Source organism: Actinocorallia populi (assembly GCF_002995495.1).
Lineage (GTDB): Bacteria > Actinomycetota > Actinomycetes > Streptosporangiales > Streptosporangiaceae > Actinocorallia > Actinocorallia populi.
In genome coordinates, this window is sequence record NZ_PVZV01000001.1 from 658726 (window position 1) to 673729 (window position 15004).

Annotated in this window: 13 protein-coding genes; 4 read left to right on the forward strand and 9 right to left on the reverse strand. The window is 70.6% G+C overall.

Annotated features, from left to right (window positions below; genetic code table 11):
* Positions 1 to 7 precede the first annotated feature (7 nt).
* The gene (locus tag C2865_RS03305; protein WP_106396762.1) at positions 8 to 1057 is read left to right on the forward strand and encodes a DNRLRE domain-containing protein; all 1050 of its coding nucleotides are present in this window, start codon (positions 8 to 10) and stop codon (positions 1055 to 1057) included.
* A gap of 60 nt (positions 1058 to 1117) precedes the next feature.
* Here C2865_RS03305 and trxA read toward each other — a convergent pair whose 3' ends face one another.
* Complete coding sequence (gene trxA / locus C2865_RS03310) at positions 1118 to 1432, reverse strand: thioredoxin (protein ID WP_106396763.1); 315 nt, start codon at positions 1430 to 1432, stop codon at positions 1118 to 1120.
* A gap of 6 nt (positions 1433 to 1438) precedes the next feature.
* Positions 1439 to 2365, reverse strand: a complete 927-nt coding sequence (gene trxB / locus C2865_RS03315; RefSeq protein ID WP_106396764.1) for a thioredoxin-disulfide reductase — start codon at positions 2363 to 2365, stop codon at positions 1439 to 1441.
* A gap of 112 nt (positions 2366 to 2477) precedes the next feature.
* On the opposite strand from trxB, the gene C2865_RS03320 reads away from it, so the two are divergent.
* Complete coding sequence (locus C2865_RS03320; RefSeq protein ID WP_198652863.1) at positions 2478 to 3050, forward strand: dienelactone hydrolase family protein; 573 nt, start codon at positions 2478 to 2480, stop codon at positions 3048 to 3050.
* Between the two features lie 26 nt (positions 3051 to 3076).
* Here C2865_RS03320 and C2865_RS03325 read toward each other — a convergent pair whose 3' ends face one another.
* The 5 genes from C2865_RS03325 to C2865_RS03345 form a co-directional block, all read right to left on the reverse strand.
* Complete coding sequence (locus C2865_RS03325; protein ID WP_106396765.1) at positions 3077 to 3676, reverse strand: hypothetical protein; 600 nt, start codon at positions 3674 to 3676, stop codon at positions 3077 to 3079.
* 128 nt (positions 3677 to 3804) lie between these two features.
* A complete protein-coding gene (gene sigM, locus C2865_RS03330) occupies positions 3805 to 4473 on the reverse strand; it encodes an RNA polymerase sigma factor SigM (RefSeq protein ID WP_232835317.1) in 669 nt (222 codons plus the stop codon).
* 5 nt (positions 4474 to 4478) lie between these two features.
* Positions 4479 to 6062 carry a protein kinase family protein gene (locus tag C2865_RS03335; RefSeq protein ID WP_106396767.1) on the reverse strand — a complete coding sequence of 528 codons (1584 nt, stop codon included), beginning with the start codon at positions 6060 to 6062 and terminating at the stop codon, positions 4479 to 4481.
* 74 nt (positions 6063 to 6136) lie between these two features.
* Positions 6137 to 7807, reverse strand: a complete 1671-nt coding sequence (murJ, locus tag C2865_RS03340; protein ID WP_106396768.1) for a murein biosynthesis integral membrane protein MurJ — start codon at positions 7805 to 7807, stop codon at positions 6137 to 6139.
* A complete protein-coding gene (locus tag C2865_RS03345; protein WP_106396769.1) occupies positions 7788 to 9956 on the reverse strand; it encodes a DUF6049 family protein in 2169 nt (722 codons plus the stop codon). The genes murJ and C2865_RS03345 overlap by 20 nt, the downstream gene beginning before the upstream one ends.
* Positions 9957 to 10136: 180 nt before the next feature.
* Here C2865_RS03345 and C2865_RS03350 point away from each other — a divergent pair, with 180 nt between their 5' ends.
* Positions 10137 to 11573: a CCA tRNA nucleotidyltransferase gene (locus C2865_RS03350; protein ID WP_408608285.1), complete on the forward strand. Its 1437-nt coding sequence runs from the start codon at positions 10137 to 10139 to the stop codon at positions 11571 to 11573.
* On the opposite strand, the gene C2865_RS03355 is transcribed toward C2865_RS03350, so the two are convergent.
* Complete coding sequence (locus C2865_RS03355; RefSeq protein WP_106396770.1) at positions 11570 to 12838, reverse strand: adenosylmethionine--8-amino-7-oxononanoate transaminase; 1269 nt, start codon at positions 12836 to 12838, stop codon at positions 11570 to 11572. The two genes, C2865_RS03350 and C2865_RS03355, sit on opposite strands and share 4 nt — an antisense overlap.
* A gap of 174 nt (positions 12839 to 13012) precedes the next feature.
* On the opposite strand from C2865_RS03355, the gene C2865_RS03360 reads away from it, so the two are divergent.
* Positions 13013 to 13648, forward strand: coding sequence for a hypothetical protein (locus C2865_RS03360; protein ID WP_106396771.1), 636 nt, complete (start codon positions 13013 to 13015; stop codon positions 13646 to 13648).
* Position 13649: 1 nt separating this feature from the next.
* On the opposite strand, the gene C2865_RS03365 is transcribed toward C2865_RS03360, so the two are convergent.
* Complete coding sequence (locus tag C2865_RS03365) at positions 13650 to 14924, reverse strand: MFS transporter (RefSeq protein WP_232835318.1); 1275 nt, start codon at positions 14922 to 14924, stop codon at positions 13650 to 13652.
* Positions 14925 to 15004: the final 80 nt, after the last annotated feature.

Genomic DNA, 15004 nt, shown 5'->3' on the forward strand with positions numbered 1-15004 from the left:
TCCCCGCGTGAAAGCCCGCCTGACCGCCCTCACCTCCGTCGCGGTCCTGTCGACGAGTCTCCTGGCCCCCGCCGCGCAGGCCGATCCGGCGTCCGGAACGACGGCCGCGCGGGCCAAGGCGTCGCCGAACGTCACCTGGGCCTACGTGTCGAGCAAGAAGCAGAAGAAGTCCTTCTACAAGAAGAAGGGCACCGTCCCCGTCGGCCGGGTCGGCGGCGCCGTCCACCGCGCCTACTACCGGATCGACCTCGCCGACGTGGTCAGCGAGGACATCGTCAGCTCGGTCCGGCTGCGCGTTCCCGTCAAGTCCCCCAACGCCTGCCGCCGCGGGGTCCCGTCCGTCAAGGTCCAGCAGACCCGGGCGCTCGCCGCCAAGCCGACCTGGAAGAAGCAGCCGAAGGCCACCCGGACGCTGGGCACCGTCAAGCCGAAGTGCTCGGGCAAGGTGCTGGACCTCGATTTCACCCAGGCCGCCCGCAAGGTGCTGGAGCAGGGCGGTGACAGCCTCAGCTTCCGCCTGGTCGCCACCAGCGAGAAGAAGGCGAAGAAGGCGCTCAAGCTCTCCCACGCCGCCAAGCTCGCCATCCGCGCCTACAGCGACAACGACGGCGACGGCGACGGCGGTTTCGGGGACCCGGCGGTGAACAGGCCGCAGGCCGTGGCCAACGCGTCCCTCAACGGCGGCGGCTGCCAGGTCGGCGCGGGCGCTCCGACGATCCAGACCGGCACCGCCACGTTCACCGGCACGACCGCCGACGCGGACGGCGGGTTCGTCGGCCTGCGCGTCGAGTGGGAGACCGACGGCGCCAAGGGCGCACAGGTGTCCAAGATGCAGTTCTCGGGCGCGAACGAGCCCCGGAACTTCACCATCACCCTGCCCGCGGGCACCTTCAAGGAGGACGGCGACTACCGCTGGCGGCTCCAGGGCTTCGACGACTTCGGCGGCGGCGCCTGGACGGGCTGGTGCGGGTTCGAGGTCGACCTGCCCGCCCCGCCCCCCGCCCCGGTGGTCCCGCCGGTGGCCCCGCCCGCGGCCGACGCCGCGCAGGAGGACTGACCCGCCGAACGACGAGGCCCGCCCGGAGGAGCTCCGGGCGGGCCTTCGACGTGGGGCGTCCTACAGGAACTCGGCCAGCTCCCGCAGCATGACGGCCTTGGGCTTGGCGCCCATGATCTGGTGCACGACCTTGCCGCCCTTGTAGACGTTCATGGTCGGGATCTGCATGATCCCGTACTCCCGCGGGACGTTGGGGTTCTCGTCGATGTTGAGCTTCACGATCGTGATCTTGTCGCTGTGCTCGGCCGCGATCTCCTCGAGGATCGGGGTGACCATGCGGCAGGGCCCGCACCACTCGGCCCAGAAGTCCACGAGGACCGGCTTGTCGCTGTCGAGGACCTCGCTCTGGAAGTCCTTGTCGGTCACTGCCTTCATGTGTTCTCAACCCTCCTGAAGGTAACGCTCGGCGTCGATCGCGGCGGAGCAGCCGCTGGCGGCGGCGGTGATCGCCTGACGGTAGACGTGGTCGACCACGTCGCCGCAGGCGAACACGCCGGGAAGCTTGGTCTTGGTGGTCGGGTGCTCCACCAGCAGGTACCCGTCGGCGTCGGCGTCGAGCTGCCCCTTGAACAGCTCGCTGCGCGGGTCGTGGCCGATGGCGATGAACAGGCCGGTGACGTCGAGCTCGCCGATCTCGTCGGTCTTGATGTTGCGGACCTTCAGGCCGGTGACCTTGTTCTCGCCCAGGACGTCGACGACCTCGCTGTCCCACAGGAAGGTGATCTTCGGGTTGGCCAGCGCCCGCTCCTGCATGATCTTGCTGGCGCGCAGCGTGTCCCGGCGGTGGATCACCGTCACGTGGGCGAACTTGGTGAGGAAGATCGCCTCCTCCATGGCGGTGTCGCCGCCGCCGACCACCGCGATGTTCTGGTCGCGGAAGAAGAACCCGTCGCAGGTCGCGCACCAGGAGACGCCGCGGCCCGACAGCCGCTTCTCGTTCTCCAGGCCCAGCTCGCGGTAGCCGGAGCCGGTGGCGATGATGACGGCCTTGGCGTAGTGGAACTCGTCGCCCACCTTGACGACCTTGGGGTTGCCGCTGAGGTCGACCTCGGTGACGTCGTCGGTGACGAGCTCGGCGCCGAACCGCTCGGCCTGCTTGCGCAGGTTGTCCATGAGGTCGGGGCCCATGATGCCGTCGGGGAAGCCGGGGAAGTTCTCCACCTCGGTGGTGTTCATGAGGGCGCCGCCAGCGGTGACGGAACCCTCGAACAGCAGCGGCTTGAGGTCCGCCCGCGCCGCGTAGATCGCCGCCGTGTACCCGGCCGGGCCGGATCCGATGATGATCACATTGCGGATGTCGGTGCTCACTGCTGCTCCTTCAAACTTCTGTGGCCCTGTGTCGTGCGGTGGCGACAACGAATCCTACGGCCCGCTCATTCCCGGCCGATCGTGCGGCCCGCGGCCGCATAGGGTAGGAGCCGTGGCGGAGATCCTATTGTTCCACTCGGTGTACGGACTGCGACCGGCGGTGCGGGAGGCGGCGACGCGGCTACGCGAGGCGGGGCACGTGGTGCACGTGCCCGACCTGTACGAGGGCCGCACCGCGGACACCATGGCAGAGGCCAAGGTCATCTTCGAGGAGATCGGCAGGGACGCCCTGCTGGAGCGGGCGGTCGGCGTCGCGGCGCCGCTCTCGGCCAACGGGCTGGTCTACGCCGGCTTCTCCCTGGGGGCGGCGGTCGCGCAGACGATCGGGCTGGTCGACGAGAACGCCAAGGGGCTGCTGCTCGTCCACGGCACGTCGGACCTGACCGAGGACGCGGAGACGGAGCTGCCGGTGCAGCTGCACGTGGCCGACCCCGACCTGTACGAGACGTCGGACTGGCTGAACAGCTGGTACCTGGAGATGCGGCGGGCCGGAGCGGACGTCGAGATCTTCCGCTACCAGGGCGCGGGCCACCTGTTCACCGACTCCGGCCTGCCGGACTACGACGAGCACTACGCCGAGCAGGCCTGGGCGATCGCCCTCGACTTCCTGGCGGAGGTCGGTTAGGCCCGCTCGGCGCGGGGTCCGGCGGGTCAGCCGGGGATCGGGACGGTGGCGAAGAGGTCCTGCTCCTGGGCGGAGCACTGCGCCCCGACGGCGTAGGCGAGCGTGCCGTCCGACCGGTCGGACACCACGATCACCGTGGCCTCGCGCCCGTCGAACCAGGCGTTGTCCACCAGCAGCACCCGCGCGGACGCGCCCGCGACGGACTTCACGCAGTCCAGCAGCCTGTCGGGGACCGTCCCGGCCGGTACGGACCCGCTCCTGTTCAGCTGCTCCTCGACCTGCGCGGCCAGGGTGGCCTCCTGGTACCGGGTGTCGCTGGTGACCAGCGGGAGCCTGTCCGAGGACGCCACCGGCACGGGGCTGCGCCCCCACAGGAGCGACGCGGGGCCGGCGTCGGAGCCGACGTCCAGCGCCCCGTTGGAGACGGCCACACCCGCGCCGGAGACGACGGTGACGGCCGCGGCGACGGCGAAGACGCGCTGCATCTTGATCCGTCGGCGGGCCGCCAGGTCGATGACCGGCGCCCCTTCCCTGGCCTCGGCCAGCATCGCCGCGTCCAGCCGGGCCGCGAGGGACTCCGGCAGGGGTGGCATGGGCGCTGCGGCCAGGATCTGGCTGACGCTCAACAGATCAGCCGAGCGTTCCTGACATTCCGCACACTCTTTCAGATGCGCACGGACCGATGTCGCGGGCTGCTCTTCCAGCAGCCCTTCGGCGAGATCCGCGAGCACGTCATAGTCGACGTGTTGTCCGCTCACGACGCGCTCCCTCCTTCTTCGAGCACCGATGGTCCAGCCTGGCGGGGTACGGCGCGGACCTGAGAGTCGTTCGAAGGTCCGACGACGGAGCCGCCCGTCCGGTTCCGGAGATGGCCGAGAAGTGGCGCCAATCTCGCGCGGCCCCGGGCGCACCGGCTCTTGATCGTTCCCGGCGGGACCTCCAGCACCCGGGCGGCGTCCTCGACGCTGTAGCCCATCATGTCCACGAGGACGAGCGCGGCCCGCTGCTCGTAGGGGATGCGCTGCAGCGCGTCGGCGACGTCCAGGCTGAGCTCGTGCGCGGAGGTCGGGTCGGGCCCCTTGGGGGCGACGGAGTCCAGGACGTCGTCGTCGGGGAAGGCGACGGTGGGCCGCGCGGTGCGGCGGCGCAGCCTGTCCAGGCAGGCGTTGACGACGATCCGGTGCAGCCAGGTGGTGACGGCCGACTCGCCGCGGAACTTGCCGGCGGCCCGGTAGGCCGACAGGAAGGCGTCCTGCAGGGCGTCGGCCGCCTCCTCCTGGTCGCCGATGGTGCGCAGGGCCACCGCCCACATGCGGTCGCGGTGCCGGTTGACCAGCTCGGAGAAGGCGCGCGGGTCGCCCTGGGCGTGCTTGGCGAGCAGCTCCTTGTCGGGGAGCGTCTCGACCTGCTTGTTGCCGAACAAGGGCATCACTCCGTCCCGTGCACCGAGGCCTCACCGACCTGGACCCGCCCGGACGGCGGGGACGAGGTGAACCAGACGATCACGTAGCGCCCCGTGGCGGTGCCGGAGACCTCGGTGGTACCGGTGCCGAGCGTGGTGGGGGAGCCGAACTCGGGGGCCAGCGACCGGTTGTCGCTGTCACCCACGTAGACCTTGAAGGCGGCGCCCGCGCTCGCCGGAGGAGAGTGCAGCACCACCTTGCTGACCTGCTTGGAGGAGCCGAGGTCGAGGACGAAGCCCGCGCCATTCAGGAAGTTGCCGAAGGAGGTGGCGTACGGCTCCCGGTAGCGATCGGTCTCGAAGTACGTGCCGGGCTTCTTGTCCTTGACGAAGTGCGCGGTGGGTTTGACCTTGCTGTCCGGGTTGCCGTTGCCGGTCAGGTCGAAGATGCCCTTGGCGTGGGTGATCTGCAGTCTCGTGGCGCTCGGGGCGGGCGCGGGAGCGGTGGGCTGGGCACCCTGGCCCGGATCGTCGTTCGCTTCCTTCTTGCCGCCGGTGAACTGCCAGGCGGCGATGCCGATGACGAGGGCGGCGACCGCGGCCGCCGCGGCGACCAGCGGCCGGTTGATCGACTGCCCGGCCTGGGAGACGGCGGTGGTGGACGGCGACGAGACCGTCGACGGGGGCGGCGGCTGCGACAGCTGCGCGGTGGGCTGCGGCGCGGCCGCGGGCCTGGCCGCCGGGGGGCGGGGCTGGGGCACCGTCTTGGCCGGGGGCTCGGCGCGCTGCGGCCGGTTGATCACGGCGGGCGGCGGCCCGGACTGCAGCCCGGCGAAGAGCGGCAGCGGGGTGCGCGGGACCTTGGCGAGCGCGGCGGCGACCTCGGCGGGCGTGGTCAGCGGCTCTTCCGGCGCGCCGATCTCCATCGCCCGGCGGACGATCTCGTCGACCGCGGCGGGCACCTCCTCGCGCAGCTCGCGCGGCGGCACGTGGTCGCCGTTCTGCTCGGGCGCGGGCGGCAGCGACGACTCGTCCGCGCCGCCGGGCCAGTGGCCGGTCAGCGCGGCGTAGAGCATCTGGCCGAGGCCGAGCGCGTCCAGCCGGGCGGGCTCGGTGGAGTTGACCCCGCACAGCACCGCCTCGACGCCCAGGCCGGTGAGCTTGACGGTGCCGCCCGTCGTCCAGACCAGGTGGCGGGCGGTGAGGCACAGGTGGGACATGCCCGCCTTGTGCGCGGTGGTGAGGGCCTCGGCCGCCTCGGAGACGAACCGCGCGGCCCTGCCGGGCGCCAGCGGGCCGCCGGAGACGATCATCTCCTCCAGGGTCTCGCCGCTGACCCACTCGCTGATGACGTAGGCGAGCTCGCCGTCGTTGTCGGCGTCGAAGACCTGGGTGAGCCGGGGGTCGGTGAGCCGGGACGCGGTGCGCGCCGCCGTGACGACCTCCGCGGCGCGGGGGAATCCGGGCTCGAAGGTGCGGACGGCGACCGCCCGCGCCAGGATCTCGTCGATCGCCTTCCACAGCGTGGAGCCGTCCGCCTCGCTGACCTTCTCCTCGAGGCGGTAACGGCCGGCGAGCCTGGTCCCGGGCTCAATGACGGACGTGCTCATGGTTTTTCCCGTCGCATTCCCGCCGCACATCATCGAATCCCATGGTGCCTGACATCGTAGTAGGGAATGAGGGCCTAGCGCAGACCGGGGATCCGGCCGCCGATCGTCCTCATCATCGTCTCCACCTCCGGGACGCGGAGGACGCGAGCGGCGGCGACGTACAGGATGCCACCTCCCAGGCCGCCGAGTACGAGTGCCGCAAGAGAGGAGAAGAGGCCGGTTCCGGCCCATTTCTCCAACGCCACATGACAACCGAGCGCGAAGGCCGCGAGCGGACCCGCGGCAGCCAGCATCTTGACATGAGAGGCGATGATTCGGCCAGCGTCGATCCGTCCCAGCCGGCGCCGCAGGACGATCCCGCACAGGATGACGCCCACCGAGTTGGTGACCACGAAGGCCCCGGCGATGCCGACGACGATGTCCTGGGTCGGCAGGGTCCGGTAGGCCAGGTAGGCGGTGCCGACGTTGACGGCGACGGTCGCGAAGGCGAGCAGCGCGGGCGTCCTGGTGTCCCGGTAGGCGTAGAAGACGCGCAGCATCAGCTGGTAGATCGAGAACGGCACCAGCGCGATGGCGAACGCCTGCATGATCCGGCCGATGACCGCGGCGTCCTCGGGGCTGGTGTTCCCGTGGGCGAACAGCGCGTTGACGATGTCGGGCGCGAGGGCGAGCATCAGGGCCGCGCCCGGGATGACCAGGACGGACGACAGCCGCAGCCCGGAGGAGAAGTCGTCGCGGACCAGGTCGGTGTTGCCCTCGGCGGCGTGGCCGCTCATCCGGGGCAGCAGCGCGGTGATCACGGAGACCGCGACGATCGCGTACGGGAGCTGGAAGAACTGGTACGCCGTGGAGTAGGACGCGTAGCCGTACGCCTCGCCCAGGCCCTCCTCCTTGGCGAGGAAGCCCGCGTCGTTGGTGAGCCGCGTGATGATCAGGAAGCCGACCTGCAGGAGCAGGACGTACAGCAGCGACCACGCGGCGGTGCGGCCGACCTGGCCGAGCTCGCCCTTCTGGAAGTTCAGCCGGGGCCGCCAGCGGAAGCCCGTGCGGCGCAGGGCGGGCCACAACACGATCGTCTGCAGCACGATGCCGCCGGTGGTGCCGGCGGCCAGCAGCCAGAACTCGGCGTCGCCGAGGTTGGAGGCGTCCGGCTTGGCCCCGTCCTGGACCAGCAGGAACGCGATGCCCACGCCGATGACCACGACGTTGTTGAGGACCGGCGCCCACATCGGGGCGGCGAAGGAGCCGCGGGTGTTGAGGATCGCGCCGGCGAAGGCGCCCACCCCGTAGAAGAAGATCTGCGGGAGGAAGAACATCGCGAACAGGACGGCGAGCCTGAGGTCGTCGCCCTGGAGCTCGGAACCGCCGTAGGCGCGCATGATGAGCGGGGCCGCCAGCACCGCCAGCACGGTGATCACGCCGAGGCCGATCAACGCGATGGTGAAGAACCGCTGCTCGTACTCCTGGCCGTACCGGGCGTCCCGCTTCTTGGCCTGCACGATCAGCGGGACGATCACCGAGGTGAGGATGCCGCCGAACAGCAGGTCGTAGAGGATGTTCGGGATGGTGTTGGAGAGGTTGTAGATCGACCCGAGGACGCCGTTGCCCAGCGCGATGATGATCACGGCGCTGCGGACGAACCCGGTGATCCGGGAGGCGATCGTGCCCAGGGCCATGAGGGCGCCCGAGCGCATCAGGCTCGAGGCCGCGCCCCCGCTCCGCTCCTCAGACCGCTGCTCCGTCATGCTGTGCTTCCTCCTCCTTGCGCCGCCGCCGCGCGCGCATCCCACGGAAGCCTACGCCGACGACCAGCACGCCGAGGGCACCAACGGTGATGAAGACGCCGATCGAGGAGATCCCGGTCGTTTTTACGAAGACGCTCTGGGAGTTGATCTCCCCGCGCTCCCGGTTGGAGATCTTGACCACCACCTCGATCTCGTTGGTGAACGAGCTTCCGGTGGGCAGCTTGACCGGCACCAGCAGGGTGTCCTTCTGGTTGCCCTCGATCCGGCGTTCCAGCACGTAGCTCTCCAGGTCCTCCTCGTTCTCGTCGGGGAAGACCAGCCGGCCCGCGGGGTAGGTGGAGATCTCGATGACGACGTCGACCGGCCCGCTGCCCTCGGGGAACTCGTTCGCGATGGTGAATCTCAGCACACCGGAGGAACCCGCGAGCTGCTTCTCCGTTCCCTCGACCAGGCTGACCCTGTTGACCGCGGCCTGGTGGTCCTTCTCGGCCTCCCCCTGGAAGGCGTAGGCGGCGTTCTGGCGCCTGCTGTTGCCCCGCCAGTAGTTGGAGGCGGTCCGCATGGCCGTCCGCTGGAGCGAGGTGTCGGGCTCGGGGAAGATCTTGGAGAAGGCGTAGGCCGTCTTGTTCATCGACTTCACGCCCTCCAGGTAGTGGGCGGTGAGCTCGCGGTCCTCGTCGGGGTAGGTGACGAACGTGCGGTCGGCCGTGCGGTTCTTGGCCGCGGCGACCTCCCCGAGGGGGACGGGCTTGAGCCAGCCGCTCCTGGCATCCTCGGCCAGCAGGCTGCGCGCGAACTCCGGGTCGGGGTTCCAGCGCCGGTCCGGTGAGACGACCAGGGTGCGGCTCTCGCTGGGCGCCTCCGCGGTGATCATCGCCGTCTCGGCCAGGTAGCGCTGCCGGGCGCCGAGAGCCGCCCCCGGAGAGCGGGTGTCGGCGCTGATGATCTGCTGGATGGTGTCGTCGAAGGCGATGGCGGTCTTCTGCCTGCCCTTGGAGGTCTCGACGGTGGCCGCGGCGCTGGGGGTGTAGGTGATCCCGTTGGCGGCCATCAGCTGGCTGCTGCTCAGCAGGAAGTAGCTGCTGCCGAGCTTCCCGCCGGCCGAGAGGCGGTCGATCGTCTTCTGGTTGATGGTGCCGCCGTTGGTCCAGGCGAGAGGTGGATACGTCTCGCTCTTCTCCAGGAGGTCGAGGCCGACTTTCTTGTCGGCGTACGCGGCCTTCAGGAGGCTGCTCTGGCCGTTGGCGAGCCGCTTGTTGACCAGTGCGACGGTGTCGACGTCGCCGTAGGGCGTCAGGAAGAAAGCGCTCTTCGGGCTCTTCACATACGCTTTCAGCTTCTGGAGCCAGGCCGAGGCGTCCTTGCTCCCCGGCTTCTCCTCCTCCTGCCCGCGCACCCGGTAGGCCTTCTGCATCGCCTCCACGTCGCCGAGAAGGCCCGGGTCGATCGCCAGGGTGACGGACTTGTCAGCCGAGCCCAGCGCGGAGAGGAGATCGTTCAGCCTGCTCTTCTCGCCGCCGGGGGCGAGGGACGCGGCGAGCTCGTCATCGTAGAACCTGTTCTCCGTGGTGCGGTGGGGAGCGTCGATGAGCGGCCAGACGAAAGAGACGCGGGTCGGCTGGACGCCGGTCTTCCGCACGTCCTTGGGGACGTAGTTGACGTACGTGTGCACGCCGCCGAGGCGTCCGGTGGCCGCCGACGACACCGTCACGGCCAGCGGGTAGACCGAGAGCGATCCGGACCGGCGGGCGAAGACGTTGGCCGCGTCACCCGACAGCTTCACCGTCTTGGACGCGCCCGGGGCGAGGTCGAAGGGATCGCTGGGGTCCAGGACGTGGGGGACGGACTCCTCGGTCTGGCTGCGGGAGAACTGGTCGAGCTGGCCGCGGGTGGTGAACGCGTCGCCGTACTGCAGCTGGGCCCCGAGGCCGGTGAGCGGGCGCGCGCCCCGGTTGGTGATCTTCGCCTGGACGGTCAGCTTCTTGGTCTTCGCCACCAGGATCGACGGTTTGACGCCCTCCAGGACGACCGTCAGGGTGTCCTGGCGCTGGGAGCCCGCGAAGGCGGCCGGCGCCGCGCCCGGGAGGAAGGGCGCGGCCGCGAAGAGCAGGACGAGCGCTCCGAGAGCAGCCGTGAAACGCGCCTTCACTGGTACTTCTCCCACCGCGCTGCCACGCGGTCGATCGTAGTGGGCTTCCAGAGGTGAAAGGCCGGGCTCGGGCTTGATCGACCGGTCCGAACACGGGCCTTTCGCGGACAGTGACGATCACGTCGCGGCGGGTGAATACTTGTTTTGCGGCATTCTCCGGAACGCTTACCCTTGGTGGTCGTGTCGAATGAGGAACAGCGCAGGGCCCTGGCCGAACTGCTGGGACGGGTGGTGCCCGCCGAGGCCGAGGAGCTCGGACGGCTTTTCGCCGCGGCCGGGCACGAGCTGGCCATCGTCGGCGGCCCCGTACGGGACGCGCTTCTCCGGCGCCCGGTGACGGACCTCGACTTCACCACCGACGCCCCGCCCGAGCGCGTCCTCGAGCTGGTCGACGGCTGGGCCGACGCGGTCTGGACGATCGGCATCGAGTTCGGCACGGTCGGGCTGCGCAAGGGCGACCACCAGCTGGAGGTCACGACCTACCGCAGCGAGACCTACGACCCCAAGTCCCGCAAGCCCGATGTCTCCTACGGCACCTCGCTGGAGGCGGACCTGCGGCGCCGCGACTTCGCCGTCAACGCGATGGCGGCGCGCCTGCCCGGGTGCGAGTTCGTCGATCCGTTCGGCGGCCTGCGGGACCTGAAGGAAAAGGTGCTGCGCACCCCCGGCTCGCCCGAGGACTCCTTCGGCGACGACCCGCTGCGCATGATGCGCGCCGCCCGGTTCGTCTCCCAGCTGGGCTTCACCGTCGACCCGTCCGTGATGGACGCGATGCGGAAGATGGCGGGCCGCATCGAGATCGTCTCGGCGGAGCGGGTGCAGGTGGAGCTGTCCAAGCTGGTCTGCGGCAGGTACCCGCGGGCGGGCCTGGCCGTCCTGGACGCCTCGGGCCTCGCCCGGTACGTGCTGCCCGAGCTGCCCGCGCTGCGGCTGGAGATCGACGAGCACCACCGGCACAAGGACGTCTACGAGCACTCGATGATCGTGCTGGACCAGGCGATCGCCCAGGAGGAGGACGGGCCCGACCTCGTCCTGCGCCTGGCCGCCCTGCTGCACGACATCGGCAAGCCGAGGACGCGGGCTCACCTGCCGGGCGGCCGTGTCTCCTTCCACCACCACGAACTGGTGGGCGCGAAGATGACGCGCAAGCGGCTGTCCGCATTGAAGTACCCCAAAGAGGTCATCGCGGATGTCTCGCGGCTGGTCGAGCTGCACCTGCGCTTCCACGGGTACGGCGACGGCGAGTGGACGGACTCCGCGGTGCGGCGGTACGTCCGGGACGCCGGGCACCTCCTGCCGCGCCTGCACAAGCTCACCCGCGCCGACTGCACGACCCGCAACAAGCGCAAGGCCGACCGGCTGGCCCGCACGTACGACACGCTGGAGGAGCGGATCGCCCGGCTGGCGGCCGAGGAGGAGCTCGGGAGGATCCGGCCGGAGCTGAACGGCGACGAGATCCAGGAGGTCCTGGGGATCACGCCGGGACCGCTGGTCGGCAGGGCCTACAAGTTCCTGCTGGAGCTGCGGCTGGACCGGGGCCCCGTCGGCAAGGACACGGCGCGCGAGGCCCTCCTGGCGTGGGCGCGCGAGGAGGGCCTGCTCCAGCAGCCGGGTTAGGACAGGGTGCGGGCCGCCGCCGTCATCGCGGCGGTGATCCGCTCGACGTCCTCCGGGGTGCTGACGTAGGGCGGCATCGTGTAGATCAGGTCGCGGAAGGGCCGCAGCCACACGCCGTGCGCCATGACCGCCTCCTGGACCTTCCGCTGGTCGAGGGGGACGCTGGTCTGGACGACGCCGATCGCGCCCTTGACCCGCACGTCGGCGACGCCGGGCAGGCCCCGCACCCCTTCGAGCCCGGCGGCCAGCCCGGTCTCGATCGCCTTGACCTCGGTGCGCCAGTCGCGTTCGGCCAGCAGCCGCAGGGAGGCGCCCGCCACGGCGGCGGACAGCGGGTTGGCCATGAACGTCGGGCCGTGCATCAGGGGCGTCTCGCCGCCTGCGCTGAGGCCCGCGGCGACCCGGTCGGTGCACAGGGTGGCGGCCATGCTGAGGTAGCCGCCGGTGAGCGCCTTGCCGACGCACATGATGTCGGGAACGACCCCGGCGTGGTCGGCGCCCCACAGCTCGCCGGTGCGGCCGAACCCGGTGGCGATCTCGTCGAGGATCAGCAGGAGGCCGTGCTCGTCGGCGATGTCGCGCAGCGCCCGCAGGTGGGACGGGTCGTAGAAGCGCATGCCGCCCGCGCCCTGCACGACCGGCTCGGCGATGATCGCGGCCAGCTCGTGGGCGTGCTCGGCGACGAGCCTTTCCAGGCCGCGGACGTAGTCCTCGTCGGGCCCCTGCGGGGGCTCGGGGGCGAAGACGTGCGAGGCCAGGACGTCGGTGAACAGGTGGTGCATGCCGTTCACCGGGTCGCAGACGGCCATGTCGCCGAAGGTGTCGCCGTGGTAGCCGCCGCGGACCGTCAGCAGGCGGGGGCGGCTGATCCCCTGGGCGCGCCAGTACTGGAGCGCCATCTTGATGGCGACCTCGACCGACACCGAGCCGGAGTCGGCGAAGAAGACCTTGGTCAGGCCCGCGGGGGCGAGGTCCAGGAGCGCGGCGGCGAGCTCGACGGCGGGCGGGTGGGTGAGGCCGCCGAACATGACGTGCGCCATCCTGCCCAGCTGGTCGGTGACCGCGGCGTTGAGGACGGGGTGGTTGTAGCCGTGGATCGCCGCCCACCACGACGACATGCCGTCCACCAGCTCGGTGCCGTCGGCGAGGGTGAGGCGGACGCCGCGGGCCGAGACCACGGGGTGGGTGGGGATCACCGCGGGCATCGGGGCGTACGGGTGCCAGACGTGCTCGCGGTCGAAGGCCAGAAGCTCCTCAGGGGTCATGACCGTCCACGGTACGCCAGTGATCTGTGTTACTCGCGAGTAGATGACCTGGGTAATCAGCCGCTTATATCCCGTACGTGAGCTGTCTCACCTGCGGGAACCCATAAGTAGACACTTTGTCACTAGTACTTTGAACGCGCGTTCCGTGGCATCCCCCGACCCCTGGAGTCCGCCGTGCGTCTCGCAGCAGCCCTCACCCTGTCCGCCGCGCTGCTCCTCGGTACCGCCCAGCCCGCCGCTGCGGCGCCGTCCGTCGACCTCCGCCCGCCCGGCACCGTGGTCGTCGGACCCGGCACGGGCACCTACGCCACCTTCGCGGCCGGCGGCGTTCCCGCTTCGATCCGCGCTATGGACCTCTACCTCTACAGCCCCGACGGCGACCGCGCCATGGTCGATCTGCAGATCCGCAACCGCCCGGGGATCTGGGAAGGCGAGTACAAGTTCCACCGCTCCGAGGGATTCGGACGCTGGAAGGCCGTCCTCACCATGCGCGACGACGCCGGACGTCCGAGCAAGGGCGGCACCGCCCACTTCACCGTGAAGCGCCGTACGACCCTCTCCACCACCGGCTCCAAGTCGCGTGGCAGCGGTATCTCCGGCGTCCTGCGCAAGATGAAGGACAACGGGAGGTACACGGCGTACGCCGAGCAGAAGGTGGCCCTGTACCGGTGGAACGGCTCCTGGGCGTACGTCGCCACCGACGTGACGGACGGCAGAGGCCGCTACTCCTTCAAGACGCGCTCCGGCAGGCTCCAGATCCGCTACGCCGGCAACGGCCTCGACGCGGGCGCCGTCCGGACGGTGAACTGAATCAGGCCGCCGGGCTCGTCACGCGCCACCGCGAGGCCAGCGTGTAGTACCCCAGCGCGCCCAGCACGTAGGCGACGATCGTGAAGCCCAGGACGGCGTACGACAGGCCGTTCTGGGGGAGCACCGCCGCGGCGACGCAGGCGGCGCCCACGAAGGCGGCGTTGAAGAGCATGTCGTAGGCGGCGAAGACCCGGCCGCGGAACTCGTCGTCCACGGACTGCTGGACGATGGTGTCGACGCAGACCTTGACGCCCTGGGCCGCCACCCCCAGGACGAAGCCGCCCGCCACGTAGAGCGGCTCGCGGAAGGGCACGGCCAGGAACAGCAGCCCCGCGGCGGCCGTGCCCAGCAGGATCGGGATCCACAGGTCCATGCCCGCCTGACGGCGCGCTTCCGGCGGCCGGACGTTCCCCAGCGCCCTGCCGATCCTGCGGGTGACGGGAGGCGTGATCACCGCGCCGACGAAGAAGCCGACACCCGAGACCGCTGTGATCACCGCGACTCCCCCGAAACCGGACGGGAAGTGGTTGCGGTACAGCAGCAGCGTCATGATCAGCCACAGCCCGTACAGGAACCGGTAGAGGGTGATCGTGCCCAGTGCCAGCGCCGCGGGGCGGCGCTCGGCGACATGCCGGAGCCCGGCGACCATGCCGACGACGACGTTGCGCACGGTCTCGCGGTGCAGCTCGTCGGGGCCCAGCCCGTCCGGCGGCAGGGTGCGGGCGACCACCGAGGTCGCCAGGTAGCAGCAGGCAGCCGCCAGCAGCGCGGCCTGCGCGCCCGCGAGCTGGACGACGAAGCCCACGCCCGCGCCGACGAACGAGGCGATCGTCCCCGACGTCACCGAGACCGTGTTGGCCAGCAGCAGCTCCCGTCCGGGCACCACATGCGGGAGCGCGGCGGGCAGCGCGGCCAGGAAGAAGCGGTTGACGCCCAGCACGACCAGCGCGGCGAGCAGGAAGGCGTCGGTGTCCAGCAGCATCAGGCCGGTCATCACCAGGACGCACGCCGCCCGCACCAGCGGGGTGTACACCAGGACCTGGCGGCGCCGCCAGCGGTCGAGCAGGACGCCGGTGAACGGGCCGAGCACCGAGTAGGGCAGCAGCAGGACGGCGAAGGCGACGGCGGCCTTGGCGGCCGTCGTCTGCTGCTCCGGGGAGAAGAAGATGTAGCCGCCCAGCGCGATCTGGACCATGCCGTCCGCGAACTGCGACGTCAACCGGGTGGCGTAGAGACGGCGGAAGTCTCTTTCTCGCCAGACTTCACGTATCCCCACGTCAGCCACCATACGCCCCGGAAAACACGGAATCCCCAGACGGCACTCCGTCCGGGGATTCCCGTGAGGCTTCGGGCGTG